The following is a 16,324-nucleotide window of genomic DNA, read 5'->3' as shown; positions in this document are numbered from 1 at the left end:
CGTTTGTCTTTAATCGCTACACACTGACTGATGACCTGCTGGAAAAACAGTTACAGATCCCACGTGCCCAGTTTGAGGCACCCGATTTCGATCTGTTGGCGTATCTGGGCTTCAGTCGGTCCCAGATTGCCGAAGCCAGCGAATATGTCTGTGGGACGATGACGGTTGAAGGTGCCCCCCACCTGAAGCCGGAGCACTATTCGATCTTCGATTGTGCCAACAAGTGCGGTAAAAAAGGCCAGCGTTACCTGCTGGCCGAAGCCCACATCCGCATGATGGCTGCCGCACAGCCCTTTATCAGTGGGGCAATTTCCAAAACCATCAACATTCCTTACGAAGCCAGCATCGACGATGTGAAGAACGCTTACCAGCTTAGCTGGTCGCTGATGTTAAAGGCCAACGCCCTCTACCGCGATGGTTCCAAGCTAAGCCAGCCACTGAATACGGTCTCTGACACACTGGATGAAGATCTGCACGATGGTGACGTGATCACGACCAGCGATTCTGCTAACAAGATTGCAGAACGGATTGTGCACCGCTACATTGCCAAGCGGCGGCGGTTGCCGGATCGGCGTGCTGGTTACACCCAGAAAGCCCGCATTGGTAACCACAAAGTTTACCTGCGGACCGGTGAATATGCCGATGGGACGCTGGGTGAAATCTTCATTGATATGCACAAGGAAGGTGCGGCCTTCCGCAGTATGACCAACTGCTTTGCGATTGCGATTTCGCTCGGTTTGCAGCACGGCGTGCCACTGGAAGAGTTTGTGGATGCCTTTACCTTCACCCGTTTTGAACCAAACGGCGTGGTGGGTGGTAATCCCCACATCAAGATGGCCACTTCGATCATCGATTATGTGTTCCGTGAACTGGCCGTGACCTACCTTGGCCGCTACGACCTGGCCCACGTGGAGCCAGAATCGCTGCGTGGGGATTCGATTCATCAGCCCGAACCCGATTTTGACGATGAAGAGGTGATTTCGGAGCGAATTGTCGAAAATGCCTCCCCACGTCGGATGGTGGTGCCACAATCAGAGCATGTGAAACCAGGTGGCAACGGCAATCAGGATCATGGTAATAAAGGTGGTGGCTCGGGAAAAGTAGTTGAGCATGGACGCGGCAACGGTACAAATGGCAGTGCGTCGAAACCATCCAGCAACGGTGGGGGCTACAGTGCCACCGCAACCAAGCCCGCCGCACAATCGAATGATGTGGCAAAACTACTGGCGGAACGGGTCAAGCAAGCCCGCCTGAAAGGCTATGAAGGCGATCCGTGCAGCAAATGCCAACAACTGACGCTGGTACGCTCCGGTGCCTGCATGCGATGCGATACCTGCGGCGAAACCAGTGGGTGCAGTTAGAGGCCTTTGCTCAGGCACGAAGTGCTGACTAATCATAGCCCGCTCCGTGATGGCCGGAGACTAAACTCAGTTTCAGTTCATTGAGTTTGCCTTTATAGCCCGCAGCGCGTAAGCAAGAGTTCTTTCTGCCTGAACCCTTGCTTACGCTGCGGGCGATGAAGGCAGTTACTGCACGATTTTTTACCGAGTTTCAAACTGATTAAAGTTTACTTTGCAAATTCTTATGCCAGAATAGAATGCAGCACTTTGCCACGCATCAGTGGGATGGGGCGGTTTTCCACATCGTAGATCATCATTTCCGGATCAAAACCCAGGCAATGGAACAGGGTCGCAAGGTAATCACACGGACGCACGACATCGCCCAGTGGTTCTCCCGCCTGTTTGTCTGTTTTGCCATAAACGACACCGCCGCGAATTCCCCCACCCGCCAGTGCGATGGAAAACACTCTGCCCCAGTGGTCGCGGCCCTTTTTCGCATTGAACTTTGGCGTATGGCCAAATTCTGCCACCCAGCAGACCAGTGTTTCATCCAGCAAACCTCGCTGGTCCAGGTCGGTTATCAATGCAGAATAGGTCTGATCCATGCTTGGCATCAGCCAGCCTTTCAGGCTCTTACTGTGGTCCAGGTGGGTATCCCAGCCCCCACCGTTAGGCAGTTTTTTGTCTTGCGACGCCCAGTTGACCTGCACTAACCGCACCCCGGCTTCCACCAGCCGACGGGCCAGAAGTACCGATTGGCCGTGCTTGCTGCGGCCATAACGATCCCGCATCGATGGGCTTTCCAGGTGCAGGTCAAACGCCTCCCGCGCCCGATTGCCAGTCAACATATCAAATGCCTGTTGCTGGTATCGGCGAAATTGTGAACTTCCACTGGTGGGGGTGGGTTCTGAAAGCTGCTGCAACAATTCCTGACGGTGCTGCACACGTTGCGAATCGAGGCCCGCTTTCATTTCACACCCAGGTGCGGTGAAATCGGCTGCGGCAGGATCGCATTCCAGCATCCACGGATCAGCCGATTTGCCAAGAATTCCAGTGCCTGTTCCCGGCCAGGGGTATAAACCATCGAAATTCGCCAGTCGACGTGGCAGCACCATTGACGATGGCAAGCCATGTTGAGGTGGACAGACAGCACGGACCAAGGCGTTGAATGAAGGCTGGTTGTTGGGGCGGGCCTGCGTCATGTTTTCGCGATTCAAGGGCACGTGGGGAATGCCGGTCAGCATCTGGTAGCCACTGGTCGAGTGGGCATTATCCAGCGTCACCATCGTGCGAATCACAGCAATCTTATCGGTCAGTTGTGCGGTCTTTGGCATCAACTCCCCCACCTGCAGGCCGGGGGTTTTGGTCGAAATCACACCAAAATCGCCACGCACTTCCACGGGAGCATCCGGTTTGGGATCCCACGTTTCATGGTGGGGTATCCCACCAGAATTGAACAACAGGATGATTGATTTGGCTTTTCCCTGGTGGCTGGTTCCTGCCTTAGCCTGTGCTGCCAGCAGATGTGGCAATGTGAAAGCTCCCACAGCACCGATTTTCAAAGCCGCACGACGATGGAACATTGGCGTGGTCATGGAAAGGTTCTCTACCAGGTGGGATTTCATTTATGAGAGAACCTTACCACATTCAAATGGAGATCTCAAGAACTTTTTCAGCATGATGGCTGACAAGACATTCTAACATTCTCCTGATCGTTATTTGGCTATTTTAATGAAGAAAGTTTCGATTCGCGTAAGCTCTTATTTGAAAAGAGCTTATGGAATAGACATTGCCACTGGCTTTACTGGAAGCAAGCAGAAAATGAACGCAGTTTCACATGGCGAGACTATATTAATATACGCATGTACAATTAATCGCACACGTTCGAGTGCCCAAATTGGTAGATTTTGCAAAATTTTTCAAAAACGATGCGTTTTCAAGATGAAATGCTGATAGATCGATCGCAAATGTGGTTAAGTGGCATTTCTGATCTGAATTTTTCAGCTCATTTGTGTGTAGCCTGGATACGGCAAATCGACTGTGAAGGTTGAGCCACGGCCTGGGGCGCTATCCACGGTCACTGTGCCACCCATGAATTCGACGTATTCTTTGACCACTGCCAGACCCAGACCCGCGTGCACCCCTGTTTCGTGGCGGGAGGCATCAGCCCGAAAGAACCGCTCGAAGATTTTGCTCTGTACTTCCTGCGTCATGCCGATTCCGGTGTCTTCCACAAGGATTTGTAATCGGTCATTTTCTGGTGGGACCACTTTCAATCGCACCATCCCACCTGGGTGAGTATATTCAATGGCATTGTGCACCAGATTCATCAGCACCTCACGCAGTTTATCGCGATCGGTGGTAATCAACAGTTCCTGCGGACAATCCAGTTGAAAATCGATGTTTCGCACAGAAGAGAGCGGTCGGCCAATGGTGGCACAATCTTTGGCCAGTGCGGTCAGGTCAAATTCTTTGGCTCGCAGCAGGTCCGCACCCGCATCCAGCCAGGCCAGCATCAGTAATCGTTCCACCAGACTATTCATCTGGCGGGAGATATCGAGGCATTCCGCAAGCGTCCCCTGATACTGTTCCGTGGTGCGTTCTTTTCGCAACGCCACTTCCAGGGTGGTAGTCAGTGCCGCAATCGGCGTGCGTAACTCGTGCGAGATATCCGCTGCAGCACGCTTCTCCCGTTCAAAAGCCATTTGCAGTTCAGATAACGCTAACGCCAGCCGCTGGGTGACAGGCCGAATTTCCGATGGCAGTTCCCGCGCCTCCAGGGGAACAAAAAAGTCTTTGGTTGAAATTTTGCTCACCGCATCGGACAGCCGATTTAAGGGTGACAGACTACGGCCGACAATAATCCAGCCCACAAGCAGAATCACCATTCCTGCCACTGCTGCGGTAATCCCCAGGCGATTCTTTAAGTCACTGAGAATGCGGTCATTGTCCCGCTCCTGAGCGGCCAGTTCTTCTGCTTTTTGTTTCAGAAGTGTGACAAATTTGGGGTGGGCACCACGTTCATCCGTTTTCCAGGCCACCTGAACATACATAGATGGCAGGCTGAAACCGGAAAACCACCGAGTATCAGGTGGGGGTGTTGGTGGGGGCCCCACAATCGGACCGGGACTACTGGGTGCAGGGCGAATCGATGTCAAAGAACCATACAGTGCAGCAGTAGGGCGATAGTCAACCCGGCGAAAACCACGACCCGAAAAATAGGTGCCGATCCGGCTGAATCGCGTCACAGGGACTTTAATGGTCACCAGACGGGCACTGCTGCCATCATACAGTTCCACATTTTCATAGCTCGATTGAAACAATGTCGATGGGCCTGACTGCGATTTGATTTGTAGTGGTAATGCCTGGTTGTTGAGTGTCTGCGATTGCCATCGTGCTCCCCAATCGCTGGTAATCTGGACATATTCGTATTTGGCATGATCGTGGTCAAACGGCAGTTCGTCTTCATTCAGAGTAATTGTGGTGGTGAGACGCACCTGCGTAAAAAAGGCCACCGGATTTGGCAGTGCCATGCTTAAGTGTGTCACCAGTGGGAAAATCGGTCCGGGTGCAGACGCGGCAAGGATTGCATTCACTTCCGAATTTACAAACATCCGCTGCAGATCTTCCGCACGGTATTGTGATTGAGCTTCGGTCGATAATTCCTGTGCGTAAAGTAGCAGTGCCTCATCGAGCTTCGATTGATATCGCAGATCGATCAGACTACGCGTGGACTTTCTCTTGTCTTCGATGGCATCAGCAGAGGTGCGGTATACAAACCAACTGGCAACAACCAGTGTCACGCTGAAGAGAAGTAAAAAGTTCAGCAAAATGGTGCGTCGAATAGAACGCATTATTCTGGCTCCGCAGACTCCGCGACGAGATCCGCAGCTGGAACCATCTCTTCGTCTCGCAACATATAGCCTTCACCCCACCGAGTCAGAATCAGAGGCGGGGTAAAGGTACGATCGATTTTGTTCCGCAGATAGCGGAGGTATACATCGACCACGTTGGAGGTGTTTTCATCGTGCTCATCCCACAAATGATCCCAGATCATTGTGCGGCTGACCACTTTGCCACGGTGGAATGCCAGAAATTCCAGGAGTGCGTATTCTTTGGGTGTCAGGTGGATCGATTTTCCTGCTCGAACGGCAGTACGTGCGGAAGTATCCAGCACCAGATCATAGATTTTTACCACCGGATCCTTGACGTGGTGGCCACGGCGGATCAGGGCCCGGATTCGTGCCAGTAATTCTTCCAGTTCGAATGGTTTGGTCACGTAATCATCTGCACCAGCATCCAGACCAACCACTTTATCGTTCAGTGTGCCACGTGCGGTGAGCATAATCACCGGTGAAGTGACCCCCACGCTCCGCCAGCCTTTCAACAGGGTCAGCCCGTCTTTGCCAGGCAGCATCACATCTAACACCACGACATCGTAGGCATTAGCACGTGCTTTCTGGTCTGCATCAGTGCCATCGGAAGACACATCAACAGCAAATCCTTCTTCTTCTAAACCCTGTTGCAACGCACGCAGCAGGTGGCGATTATCTTCGACTAGTAGTACACGCACGGGTTGTCCTCGTAAACTCATTAGTTTTGATCCTAACTCATGAGAATGAAAAGAAAATGAAAAAGATTCAAAAAATGTGCAGATTTGTTCAGAATTTTAATGAGTTTTCTTCAGAAAGTACGAAAGGGTCATGAATTTCATGCCAAATCTGAATTTTGCTGGAAAATTAGTTCACTACGTTAGGGATCGGTTGTCCCAATAGTGCACAGCGGATGGCAAATGCACCCTTGGTGCGCATGTCCATTAAACCTTGTACCGAATAAAAGGCGGCGTGCGGATTAATGATAATTCGCCGGTAAGCGGGGTGGTTGGGATCGCGCCATGCCACCAGCAGTGGGTCGTCATTGGCAGGTGGTTCCACGGGAAGCACATCCAGTCCCGCACCTGCCAGATGACCAGAAGTAATGGCAGCGAGTACCGCCTGATTGTCAACCACTGCCCCACGTGCGGTGTTCACCAGATAAGAACCTTTGGGCATCGCTGCCAGTTCTGCCGCACCCACCATGTGGTGGGTTTCTGGTGTCAGCGGTGCGTGAATGCTCAAAATATTACTCTGTGGCAATAATTCCGCTAATGTGTGAACACGGGTGATTCCCAACGCTTTGTCGATGCCCGATTGGGTGTAGGGATCGTAAAAAACGACCTTCAGACCAAATGCTTTTGCCCGCAGTGCGGTGGCTGTGCCGATCCGACCTAAGCCAAGCATTCCAAATGTTTGCCCACGCAGGCGGTGCAGTGGGGCAGCGTTCAGGTAACTCCAACTGATGGCAGGATCACGATTAGCCACATTAAAATAGTTGACACCACGAGTCAGGGCGAGCATCAGGGCGATGGCACTATCTGCCACTTCTTCGGTGCCATAATCGGGGACGTTGGAAACTGGAATATTGTGAATTCGTGCCAGTGCATGGTCGACATTGTCGTACCCCACCCCACAGCGAACGATCAGTTTGCACTCGTTCAGGTGCTGCACCGTGCGTGCCGTCAGCGACAAACTGTGATAAAGCATGATCCCGTTGGCGGATTCAATTTTCCCAGCCAGTTGATCTTCACTGGTCGCATCAAAAGCTTCGACAGTGGCAAGATCGCCCAGAATTTCCTTTTCAGGTGCCAGATCGTCTTTAATAAAGTCTGTAATCACAACGCGAAATGGTGTGGCCATGGTGCTGCTCGGCTTGAAAAATTGTTGGAGGGAATCAGTCCAGTATGATGGAATTTTACCAAATCAGGTGAAAATTTCGAGCTGATTCACTTCAGGTTACCCACTGTTGCGACCTCTACCATCACAATGATGAGCAAAAACTCATTATTTCTGCCTCATCGCACCATTCTTGCAAATTTTTTTCAATGAACACAGAATTTCTGCGAATAATACAACAGAGGGTAGGTCAGCGACAGATTCCACCTCGTTGACCATGGAAACATCGATGGAACAGGAGTGACCCCATGACAACGCCATTTCCCAAAGATGTTATCGCCTCGTCTGACAATCCGATTTTAAATACCCACGAAGACCATGCCGAAAGTGGGGCATCGGAAGATCGTGAAAATGAAGCATTGGTTGCGATTGACCTGCGGGTATCCCACCTCGAGCAGGAAGTGGGGAAAATCCACGATACGTTGACACAGTTTGCGGAAATTGTTGTTTCGGATATCCGCGAACGGCGTGAAACCGAAATGGAACAACGGGCCCACGCACCGATATCCAGCGTTGCGGAACTGGTCGCTGCTGCCGCAACTCACACCGCCAACGATCGCCGACCATGGTTGTTGTTCGACTTCTTTCGCGAATTAGGCACCACTGTGCGGATGTACCTCGACCCACGGTATCGGATGCGGCGTGCCACCCAATTGATGGTTCCCCTGTTAATTGGTGGGATGGTGCTCAACTATTTACTGTGGAACATGTTTCTGCAATTCCCGCTACTGGGCTTTTTGCAGGACTTCTTCGAACGGATTTGTCTGATCCTGCTGGGGATTATTTTCTACAAAGTAATCAGTAGAGAACTTGTCCGATATCGGGAACATGTCCGCCTGTTTAACCATGCCCTGGCCACCAACCCGAACCGTAGTGGGGTGGTCCATGTCAGCAATGATGAGCCCCCATCCACTTTGGAAAGTACTGAATGAGTCTGTTGGCACTTGTTTGGCAATCGATTCCAGTACACTGAACTGGGTGCTGCAATGATTTGTAGCCACGGTTGGTTTCTTGTGAGCCGATGTTTTGTGCTTCGTTTCTGGAGTATTCAATGATCCGACTGGGCGTGAATGTCGACCATATTGCCACAATTCGTCAGGCCAGACGTGCGGCAGAACCTGATCCGGTGGTGGCGGCATCGCTGGCCATGCTGGGTGGGGCGAATGGTATTACGATTCATTTACGCGAAGATCGACGCCACATTCAGGATCGCGATTTGCTGGTGATGCGTCAGGTCATTCCCACTGGATTGAACCTGGAAATGGGCTGCACCGATGAAATGCTGGGTATTGCCGTGCAGCACCGCCCCGACCAGGTGACGCTGGTACCGGAAAAACGCCAGGAACTGACCACGGAAGGTGGGCTTGATGTCATTGGGCAGCGTGCAGCGGTTTTGGCTGGAACTAAACAATTAATGGACGCAGGCATCCCAGTGGCACTATTTATCAATCCAGATCCAGCACAAGTACTTGCCAGCAAAGAAGTTGGTGCGATTGCCGTTGAATTTCACACAGGCCAATATGCCGATGCTACCACCCCACAAGCCGAATGGGAAAAACTACACGCTGCTGCGGTGCTGGCCCACGAACTGGGCCTGCATGTCCACATGGGGCACGGCCTGAATTACTTAAACGTTCAGAAAATTGTTCGAATCCCATATGTGGAAGAATTGAATATCGGGCACAGCCTGATTGCCCGCGCTTCTCTGGTGGGCATGGTACAGGCTGTCAAAGATATGAAAGCCGCCATGATGGAACATTACCCCCATAAGATTTAGTGCCTTGCCAACGAACTTGTGTTCGTTCAACGGATCATTGAAAAGTAATTTTCCGCAATCCAAATCTGTTAATTTGACCGCCAGGACACCACGTCGCCAGGATGGCAATACAAGATTCTGCTGTTTGGTAACACGCATTACCACAGTGGGGTTGCAGTGCTGCAGGAAGGGAAGTGGTTGCTTCATGTTGGCGATGCCTACTTTATGGGCAGAATTGACCAACGATGATCATCCAGTGGAGATTATTCCCCGCGTGATTCTTCCTTCACAATGTTGAAGGAAGCAATTTTTCGATCCAGCGTGGAGCGTTCAATTCCAAGCAGTTCGGCTGCTTTCGATTTGTTCCATTCGGTAAAGCGAAGCATTTCCCGGATGTGGCGGCGTTCCATATCTTTCAGAGAGATCGGAGCAAAAATCATCGGCACTCCACCGGAACTGGTGGGTTCCAGGGTAGTCAGCCAGATATCACTGGAATCGAGCATTGGTTTATCATTCAACGCCACGGCACGCTCAATCACATTACGTAGTTCGCGAATATTACCCGGCCAGTTATAGTTCATCAGCTTATCAATCGCATCCTGGGTAAAGCCATTGATTCGTCGACCTGTTTCCCGCACAAACCGTTTCAGAAAGTGGTTTGCCAGCAGGGGAATATCTTCCAGCCTTTCTCGTAACGGTGGGACACGGATTTCAACCACCTGCAGGCGATAGAACAGGTCTTTGCGAAAATTCCCACTGCGAACTTCCTGCTCCAGCGAACGATTCGTTGCTGCAACCACGCGAACATTGACTTTGATGGGTGTGTTACCACCCACGCGTTCAAAAGGGTGGCCTTCCAGTACCCGCAAAAACTTTGCCTGGATGGATAGTGGCATCTCGCCAATTTCATCCAGAAAAATCGTTCCCATGTGGGCTGTTTCAAACTTACCCAGCATTTTGTCTGTGGCACCCGTAAAGGCGCCTTTTTCGTGCCCGAAGAGTTCGCTTTCCAGCAACGATTCGGTAATGGCCGCACAGTTCAAAGTAACATACGGCCCATCTTTACGTGGGCTGCTATAGTGGATTGCCCGTGCCACCAGTTCCTTGCCGCTGCCGCTTTCACCACGCACCAGCACCGTGGCGTGGGTCGTGGCAACTCGGCGAATCTGTTCTTCCACCACCTGGAGACTGTGGCTGCCGCCCACCAGTTCACTTTCTACTTTTAATGCAGCTTTCAGTGCAGTGTTCGTGGCACGCAGCAATTCCTGCTGTTTCAACTGCCCCCATACGGCAGCCATCACTTCCGCAACACCCACGGTCATCTGAAAATCGTACTCGCTGAAGGCATCCGCCTTACTGTTGTAAACGTGGATCAACCCAACGATGGTGTCTTCCACAGTCACCGGTGCACAGATGCCACTGCCAATCCGCATATCAGTGATGCTGTCGCGATTGCGGTAGCCGGGGTTTTCCAGAATATTGTTTGCCAGAATCGCTTCCTGTCGATCAATCGTTTCCGAACTGAACAACTGGGAAGTTTTGTAATACCCGGTGGTTTTGCTGTCGCGCGAAAGATGCTTGATCAACCGCGTTTCGCGTGGGGGTTTTACTTCCAGTATTGCGGCCTGCTGCACAGCATCAATGTTGTCCAGCAACACATTCAATACCGATTCGCTCAGTTGTTCAATTGTTTTGCTGGCACCCAGTTGCAGTGCCAGGCGATACAACGCCACTGGTGCATGTTTGGCATGTTCATCCCGAAATGCCTGGGTAATCTCTTCATCTGCTTCCGGATCGGCAAACTTTGATTTCTTTGCCTGACCAGTAACCTCTAACTTTTCCTCCAACTGTTTCGTCGACATGCTGATACCCGCAGGTGGCAGATCTGCTGGATCAACCACAAACAGGTATTCCACAATACCAAACTGAACTCGATCTTTGGCCTGCAGGAGATGATCGTTTTGGATCAGTTGATTGTTCACCCGCGTGCCGTTGGTGCTGCCCAGGTCTCGTACGTACCAGTTGCCTTCGTAGTAACTTAACTCGGCATGGTCGCGGCTGCACTGGTCGTCGGGCAGAATAATCCGATTCTTTACCGAACGGCCAACACCATACACCACCCCACGTCGCAGAGGGTATACTTCGCCATACTCGGTCTTGTTAATGCGAGCCACAAGATACGCCGTGGTTTCGCTGGCCATGAGCACCCCGCCAGTCTTCACTGCTAATCGATCGAATCTACCAGCACCTGAATTCACCTTTCTGTGAACAACTAATGTGCCACGTGCGGCCATGCACGTTTCATTTATGTTAACCAGAATTCTGAAATTGGCATAGTTAACCGAAACCGATTGCTGGTTTCCCACCCGGATGTCGTTGGCAACCACATGGTTGCAGGTCGATATTTGATTCTCCTGAAATAATTTTGTTAAAATCTTGAAAATTCAGGGAATGAATTCTCCCGTCATGCGTCTAATATATGTGAACATGGGTTTATTATGATACTATGTTCATTTTGTGGTGTAATCCATACCGTCTTTGTGCACCATTTGGTGTGCATTGGACGGTAGATGAGCAGTTTTCGCAATCTGGGCAAGCTCAGGCACTTGTGTTACCGCGAATAACCACTAAACTGATCTAGTTCAGGCAGGGTGCGTTACGCCCTGTCTGTCTTGGGAATACGTTCACTCCTTGGGAGAAAGGGCTAGCAGTAAATGAACCATGGCCTTTCGTTGGTTCGGTCGGGACAGCTTCTGTATACCGATGCGGTGGGTAAAGATGCATGTGGCGTTGGTGGTATTGCTTCGAAAGATGGGAAACCATCCCACGAAGTAATCGCCAAAGCCCTGACAGGTTTGCTTTCGCTGGAGCATCGTGGTGGTGTTTGTGGGGAGGTCGGTGATGGTGCTGGCATCAGTTGCCAGATCCCGCAGGCTTTTTTCCGCGAGGAGGCGAAACGTCTGCACCTGGACCAGGCCAAGTTTCTCAATGCTGTCGACCACCTGGCCGTGGGTGTGTTCTTCTTTATGGAGCAGGACTCCAACAAGATCGACCAGGCCCGCAGTCTGGTAAAAGAAACACTAAAAGGTGGGTCGGTTCATTTTCTTGGCTGGCGGATTATTCCCACCAATGATGATGCACTGTCGCCCACGGCACGTCAGACAAAGCCCCACATGATGCTGCAGGCAATCCTGCGGTGTGAGGCTGATCCCAGTGAAGTGGAGCGCTGGCTATATACTCAGCGCCTGATTCTGCGACAAAAACTGGTTGATCTGAAACTCAAAGTGTATGTGGTCAGTCTTTCGGCTCGATTGATTGGTTACAAAGGGCTGCTGACTTCCCAGCAATTCGTGGATTATTACCCCGATTTGCAGGCACCAAACTTTGAAACGTGTATTGCCACTTTCCATCGTCGGTATTCAACGAATACTTACCCGAACTGGTCCCTTGCCCAGCCATTTCGCTATTCGTGCCACAACGGTGAGATCAATACGATCCGCACCAACCGCAATGCGGTCCATGCCTATTCCCGTGGGTTGAATCCACCCATTCCAGGTGGGGATCTGTTGTCGCCGGAAATGAGCGACTCCGCCAGTCTGGATGAATGGGTAGAACACTTAACCCTTGCCCGCAACTGGTCTTTGCTGCGTGCGGTGCGGCTCAGCGTCCCACCAGTGTGGGATACGGAAGCGGAATTCTGGGGTCAGGATGCTGTCGATCTGTTCTCGTATTGCCGCCGTACTTATGGCAGCCTCTGTGCCTGGGATGGCCCCGCAGGGCTGGTGGCCACCGATGGTACCATGTTGATTGGTGCAGTCGACCGGATGGGTCTGCGCCCCATGCGTTGGTGTGCGGATCGTCGAGGCTGGTTATACATTTCCAGCGAATCGGGCGTCTTTGGTGTGGAAACTTCTACCATCGTTGCCAGTGGGCAGTTGCAGCCAGGCCAGATGATTGCTCTGGATACCTCCACCGGCGAACGCCTCGACCACCACCAGACCATGTCGCGAGTGGTTCAAGAAGTACGCGCGGAGCTGGGCTCTGTTGCAGATATCACCCAGGCCGAACTGGTCATTCCAGAAGGCTTCGATTTCGCAGCTCACATCGACGATCAGGTGGAAGCGATGCTGAATGCACGCAGTTGGTCACTGGATCATCTGTTGCAGGCAGCAGGATGGGATTTTGAACGTGCTGTCTATGTCAAGGACATGGCAAAGCTGAAAAAAGAACCTCTGGGTTCGATGGGCTTTGACCGCGTGCTGACCGTGTTTTCCAAACACCACCCCTCGCTGTTCAAATATCTGCAGCAAACTTTTGCTGAAGTGACCAACCCACCGATTGATCCTTACCGCGAAGGTGGTGCCATGTCGCTGACGACCTATCTGGGCCGCAGCCGTGGTTTCAATCCTCGCACCAGCGATGCAGATGGCAACAGCACACTGCCCGTACGACAAATGGAACTATCATCACCCGTCATTTCAGATGCGGTGCTGGAAGAAGTTCGCCGGAACGAACTGATGGGTTATATATCCATCGATGCTACCTTCCCGGTAGCAGGTGGTGCAGAAGCACTATTGGAAGCGCTGCACGGTATTCGCCGCGACGCGGAAAAAGCTGTACACGCGGGTTATGCGGTGCTGTGTATTTCCGACAAACAGGCATCCCAACGTGGCACGGTGCCAATTCCTTCGCTGCTGGCGTTAGGTGCAGTGCACACATATCTGTGCCAGCAAGGTCTGCGCGAACGCTGCTCGATTGTGGTACAGGCCGCCGATGTTCAGGAAGGCCATGATATTTGCTGTCTGGTGGGCTTCGGTGCCGATGTGGTGCACCCCTACCTGATGTTCCGCATTATTAAAGATGGTCTTAGCTTCCGCGATGCGGAAACCAAGCAGGAAATCAGCATTTCGGCCCACGAGTGCCTCGAAAATCTGTTTGCTGCTCTGGAAGATTCCATCAAGAAAATTATTGCCAAGATGGGCATTACCACCATTGAAGGTTACCGTGGAGCCCAGTTGTTTGAAGCAGTGGGCTTCGGTGAAGAACTGATGGCTTTCCTGGGCAACTTCCCATCTCGAATTGGTGGCATCGGTCTGAATGAACTGGTGGAAGATGCGATCTGGCGTATTGAACAGGCAGAAAAGATGCGGGTTCTTGGCCGGAACAAGGATTACATGGCCTTTAATGCCAAAGTACGGATGGCCCTGCGAGATGCGGTGCGTGAAGCCCACCCCGAGCCAGAAGTACAAGGTGGCGAGATGGTTTACAGTGCACCACCGGAAGTGCACGATCCGGAAGCAGATGCACGGGTGGCCGATAAGTATATTCGCTTTACCGATATGGTGAATACTCGCCCACCGACCGTCATTCGCGATCTGTTCTCGATTCAACAAACCGAACAGTCGTTACCGATGGATAAGGTAATGACTTCGCTGGACCTGATTGTCAACCACTTCCGTGGTGCCGCAATGAGCCATGGTGCCTTGACTGCGGCCTCCCACCAGACCCTGGCTGCGGCCTTCAACGAACTGGGTGGCTACAGCAACAGCGGTGAAGGTGGGGAAGCACGCTTCCGCAATGACGCACCCGAGCGTCCCTGGGGGCCATTCTGGGAACAGGTGATGGCAGAACGGGAAGCCCACCCATCGATCTATACGGTGGGCGGCGACTTGCGTAAGAGCCGTTTCCGCAGCAGAATCCGACAGGTAGCTTCGGGTCGGTTTGGTGTTGATGCAGAATATCTGGTGAATGCGGATGAAATCCAGATCAAGATGGCCCAGGGTGCCAAGCCCGGTGAAGGTGGCCAGTTGATGGGCAAGAAGGTTACTCGGGAGATTGCCGAAATTCGTTACGGCCGACCGGGTACTGACTTGATTTCACCCCCACCGCACCACGATATTTATTCGATTGAGGATCTTGCCCAACTGATTCACGATTTGAAAGCAGTAAAGCCAGGGGTGCCGGTTTCGGTAAAACTGGTGTCTGTGGAAAATATCGGCACGATCGCCGTGGGTGTTGCCAAAGCCGGTGCGGATATCATTGAAATTGATGGTATCGACGGTGGGACGGGTGCCGCAATGCTTTCCAGCAAAGAGCACTGCGGCCTGCCCAGCGAAATGGGACTTGCAGAAGCCCACCAGGCACTGGTGGTGAACGGAATCCGGCAGCAGGTTACTCTGCGGGTAGCTGGGGGTATCAAAAACGGCTACGACGTGATTAAATATGCCCTGTTCGGTGCGGAGCAATTCAGCTTTGGACAGGCGTTAATGGTATCTGTGGGCTGTATCGTCTGTAAATCGTGCCATATTCCCAACTGTCCCACTGGGATTACCGGCACGCAAGGCGAATACAAAGGCCACCCCGAACATACCAAGGCTTATCTGCATTCGGTGGCGGAAGAAACCCGCAAGCTGCTGGCAAAAATGGGATTTGCCCACATCCGTGATCTGGTGGGGCGTTCTGACCTGCTGATGAAGAACCCGAACCTGCCAGACCGCTCCCATCTGGTAGATGTTTCACGCTTCATTCGGCCAGACATGGCTCTGAAGGATCTGGAGAAAAACTTCCCAACGATTTCGTTGTTACCAGGAGTATGTGACACTCCACAGGCCAAAACTCTGAATGAGCGGGTCGTGGAAGCGGCACGTGATGCAATTGATACCGCAATGAATGCTGATCTGGTTTTCCGGATTCGCAATTCTGATCGCTCGGTGGGTGCCACTGCGGCAGGGTTAATCGCCCGCACGTATGGTAGAGAAGGGATCCCCAACCACCGCCGTGTGAAGATTCGTTTTGAAGGCGATGCAGGCCAAAGTCTGGGTGCGTGGTGTATTGCTGGCCTGGATATCGAACTGCGCGGTTTTGCCCAGGACGGTGTTGCGAAAGGGATATCCGGGGGCAGTGTTGTTGTGACACTTGACTATGCTGCCAGTGATTACGGTGGCGAAATCCAGAGTGTGGCTGGTAACAACGTGGGCTACGGTGCATCTGGCGGCACCATCTTCCTGGGTGGAAGAGCGGGCCACCGCCTGGGGATTCGGAATTCAGGTGCCACCATTGTTGCAGAAGCAGCCGGTAAGTATCTGTGCGAATACATGACAAAAGGCAGGGTGGTGATCCTGGGTGAAACAGAAAACGAAATCGGCTCCGGAATGACTGGTGGCGAGCTGATTATCTACGATCCCAAGGGTGACCTGCCTCTGAAACTGCACAACAAGAGTGTTGCCGTGGTGGATTGCAACTATGTCGATTACGAATGGTTGCACCCACTGATTGTGAACTATCAGGCACGCACTGGCAGCCGGGAAGCCGAAAAGATCCTGAAGCGTTGGATGGATATTCGCCGTGGGCGAAAACTCCGTAAAGTGTTACCACTGGCGGTCGCACGCAAGATGGAAGACTTTGTCTCGACAGGCACCAACGCCGGGTAAGTTACGGAACTCTCAATGCACTTTGAA

9 protein-coding genes are annotated in these 16,324 nt (G+C 52.1%); 4 read left to right on the top strand and 5 right to left on the bottom strand.

All coding sequences use genetic code 11. The features are described from left to right. The first annotated feature begins 158 nt into the window (after positions 1-158). The gene (locus R3B84_20660; protein MEZ6142984.1) at positions 159-1,361 is read left to right on the top strand and encodes a hypothetical protein; all 1,203 of its coding nucleotides are present in this window, start codon (positions 159-161) and stop codon (positions 1,359-1,361) included. Positions 1,362-1,582: 221 nt separating this feature from the next. On the opposite strand, the gene R3B84_20655 is transcribed toward R3B84_20660, so the two are convergent. The 4 genes from R3B84_20655 to R3B84_20640 all read right to left on the bottom strand — a co-directional run bounded on the left by R3B84_20655 (position 1,583) and on the right by R3B84_20640 (position 7,075). After that, a complete protein-coding gene (locus R3B84_20655) occupies positions 1,583-2,965 on the bottom strand; it encodes a DUF1501 domain-containing protein (GenBank protein ID MEZ6142983.1) in 1,383 nt (460 codons plus the stop codon). 375 nt (positions 2,966-3,340) lie between these two features. Then, a complete protein-coding gene (locus R3B84_20650) occupies positions 3,341-5,194 on the bottom strand; it encodes a HAMP domain-containing sensor histidine kinase (GenBank protein ID MEZ6142982.1) in 1,854 nt (617 codons plus the stop codon). Further along, positions 5,194-5,934: a response regulator transcription factor gene (locus tag R3B84_20645; GenBank protein MEZ6142981.1), complete on the bottom strand. Its 741-nt coding sequence runs from the start codon at positions 5,932-5,934 to the stop codon at positions 5,194-5,196. Before R3B84_20645 ends, R3B84_20650 begins: the two co-directional genes overlap by 1 nt. 145 nt (positions 5,935-6,079) lie before the next feature. Further along, positions 6,080-7,075 carry a C-terminal binding protein gene (locus R3B84_20640; GenBank protein ID MEZ6142980.1) on the bottom strand — a complete coding sequence of 332 codons (996 nt, stop codon included), beginning with the start codon at positions 7,073-7,075 and terminating at the stop codon, positions 6,080-6,082. Between the two features lie 284 nt (positions 7,076-7,359). Here R3B84_20640 and R3B84_20635 point away from each other — a divergent pair, with 284 nt between their 5' ends. After that, entirely contained in the window at positions 7,360-8,043 is a 684-nt protein-coding gene (locus R3B84_20635) for a hypothetical protein (protein ID MEZ6142979.1), read from the top strand. Positions 8,044-8,162: 119 nt separating this feature from the next. Further along, positions 8,163-8,888: a pyridoxine 5'-phosphate synthase gene (locus tag R3B84_20630; protein MEZ6142978.1), complete on the top strand. Its 726-nt coding sequence runs from the start codon at positions 8,163-8,165 to the stop codon at positions 8,886-8,888. 242 nt (positions 8,889-9,130) lie between these two features. Here R3B84_20630 and R3B84_20625 read toward each other — a convergent pair whose 3' ends face one another. Further along, the gene (locus R3B84_20625) at positions 9,131-11,161 is read right to left on the bottom strand and encodes a sigma 54-interacting transcriptional regulator (protein MEZ6142977.1); all 2,031 of its coding nucleotides are present in this window, start codon (positions 11,159-11,161) and stop codon (positions 9,131-9,133) included. Between the two features lie 420 nt (positions 11,162-11,581). Here R3B84_20625 and R3B84_20620 point away from each other — a divergent pair, with 420 nt between their 5' ends. Continuing rightward, complete coding sequence (locus tag R3B84_20620; protein MEZ6142976.1) at positions 11,582-16,297, top strand: glutamate synthase-related protein; 4,716 nt, start codon at positions 11,582-11,584, stop codon at positions 16,295-16,297. Positions 16,298-16,324 lie beyond the last annotated feature (27 nt).

The organism is Zavarzinella sp. (assembly GCA_041399155.1).
Taxonomy (GTDB): Bacteria; Planctomycetota; Planctomycetia; order Gemmatales; family Gemmataceae; genus JAWKTI01.
Note: the sequence above shows the minus strand (reverse complement) of the source record. Positions and strands in the feature narration are given on the sequence as shown.

Excerpts from the sequence above, each read along its gene's own strand:
- R3B84_20660 (MEZ6142984.1), top strand. The coding sequence starts at position 159 with ATGACGGTTGAAGGTGCCCCCCACCTGAAGCCGGAGCACTATTCGATC.
- R3B84_20655 (MEZ6142983.1), bottom strand. The coding sequence starts at position 2,965 with ATGAAATCCCACCTGGTAGAGAACCTTTCCATGACCACGCCAATGTTC.
- R3B84_20650 (MEZ6142982.1), bottom strand. The coding sequence starts at position 5,194 with ATGCGTTCTATTCGACGCACCATTTTGCTGAACTTTTTACTTCTCTTC.
- R3B84_20645 (MEZ6142981.1), bottom strand. The coding sequence starts at position 5,934 with ATGAGTTTACGAGGACAACCCGTGCGTGTACTACTAGTCGAAGATAAT.
- R3B84_20640 (MEZ6142980.1), bottom strand. The coding sequence starts at position 7,075 with ATGGCCACACCATTTCGCGTTGTGATTACAGACTTTATTAAAGACGAT.
- R3B84_20635 (MEZ6142979.1), top strand. The coding sequence starts at position 7,360 with ATGACAACGCCATTTCCCAAAGATGTTATCGCCTCGTCTGACAATCCG.
- R3B84_20630 (MEZ6142978.1), top strand. The coding sequence starts at position 8,163 with ATGATCCGACTGGGCGTGAATGTCGACCATATTGCCACAATTCGTCAG.
- R3B84_20625 (MEZ6142977.1), bottom strand. The coding sequence starts at position 11,161 with ATGGCCGCACGTGGCACATTAGTTGTTCACAGAAAGGTGAATTCAGGT.
- R3B84_20620 (MEZ6142976.1), top strand. The coding sequence starts at position 11,582 with ATGAACCATGGCCTTTCGTTGGTTCGGTCGGGACAGCTTCTGTATACC.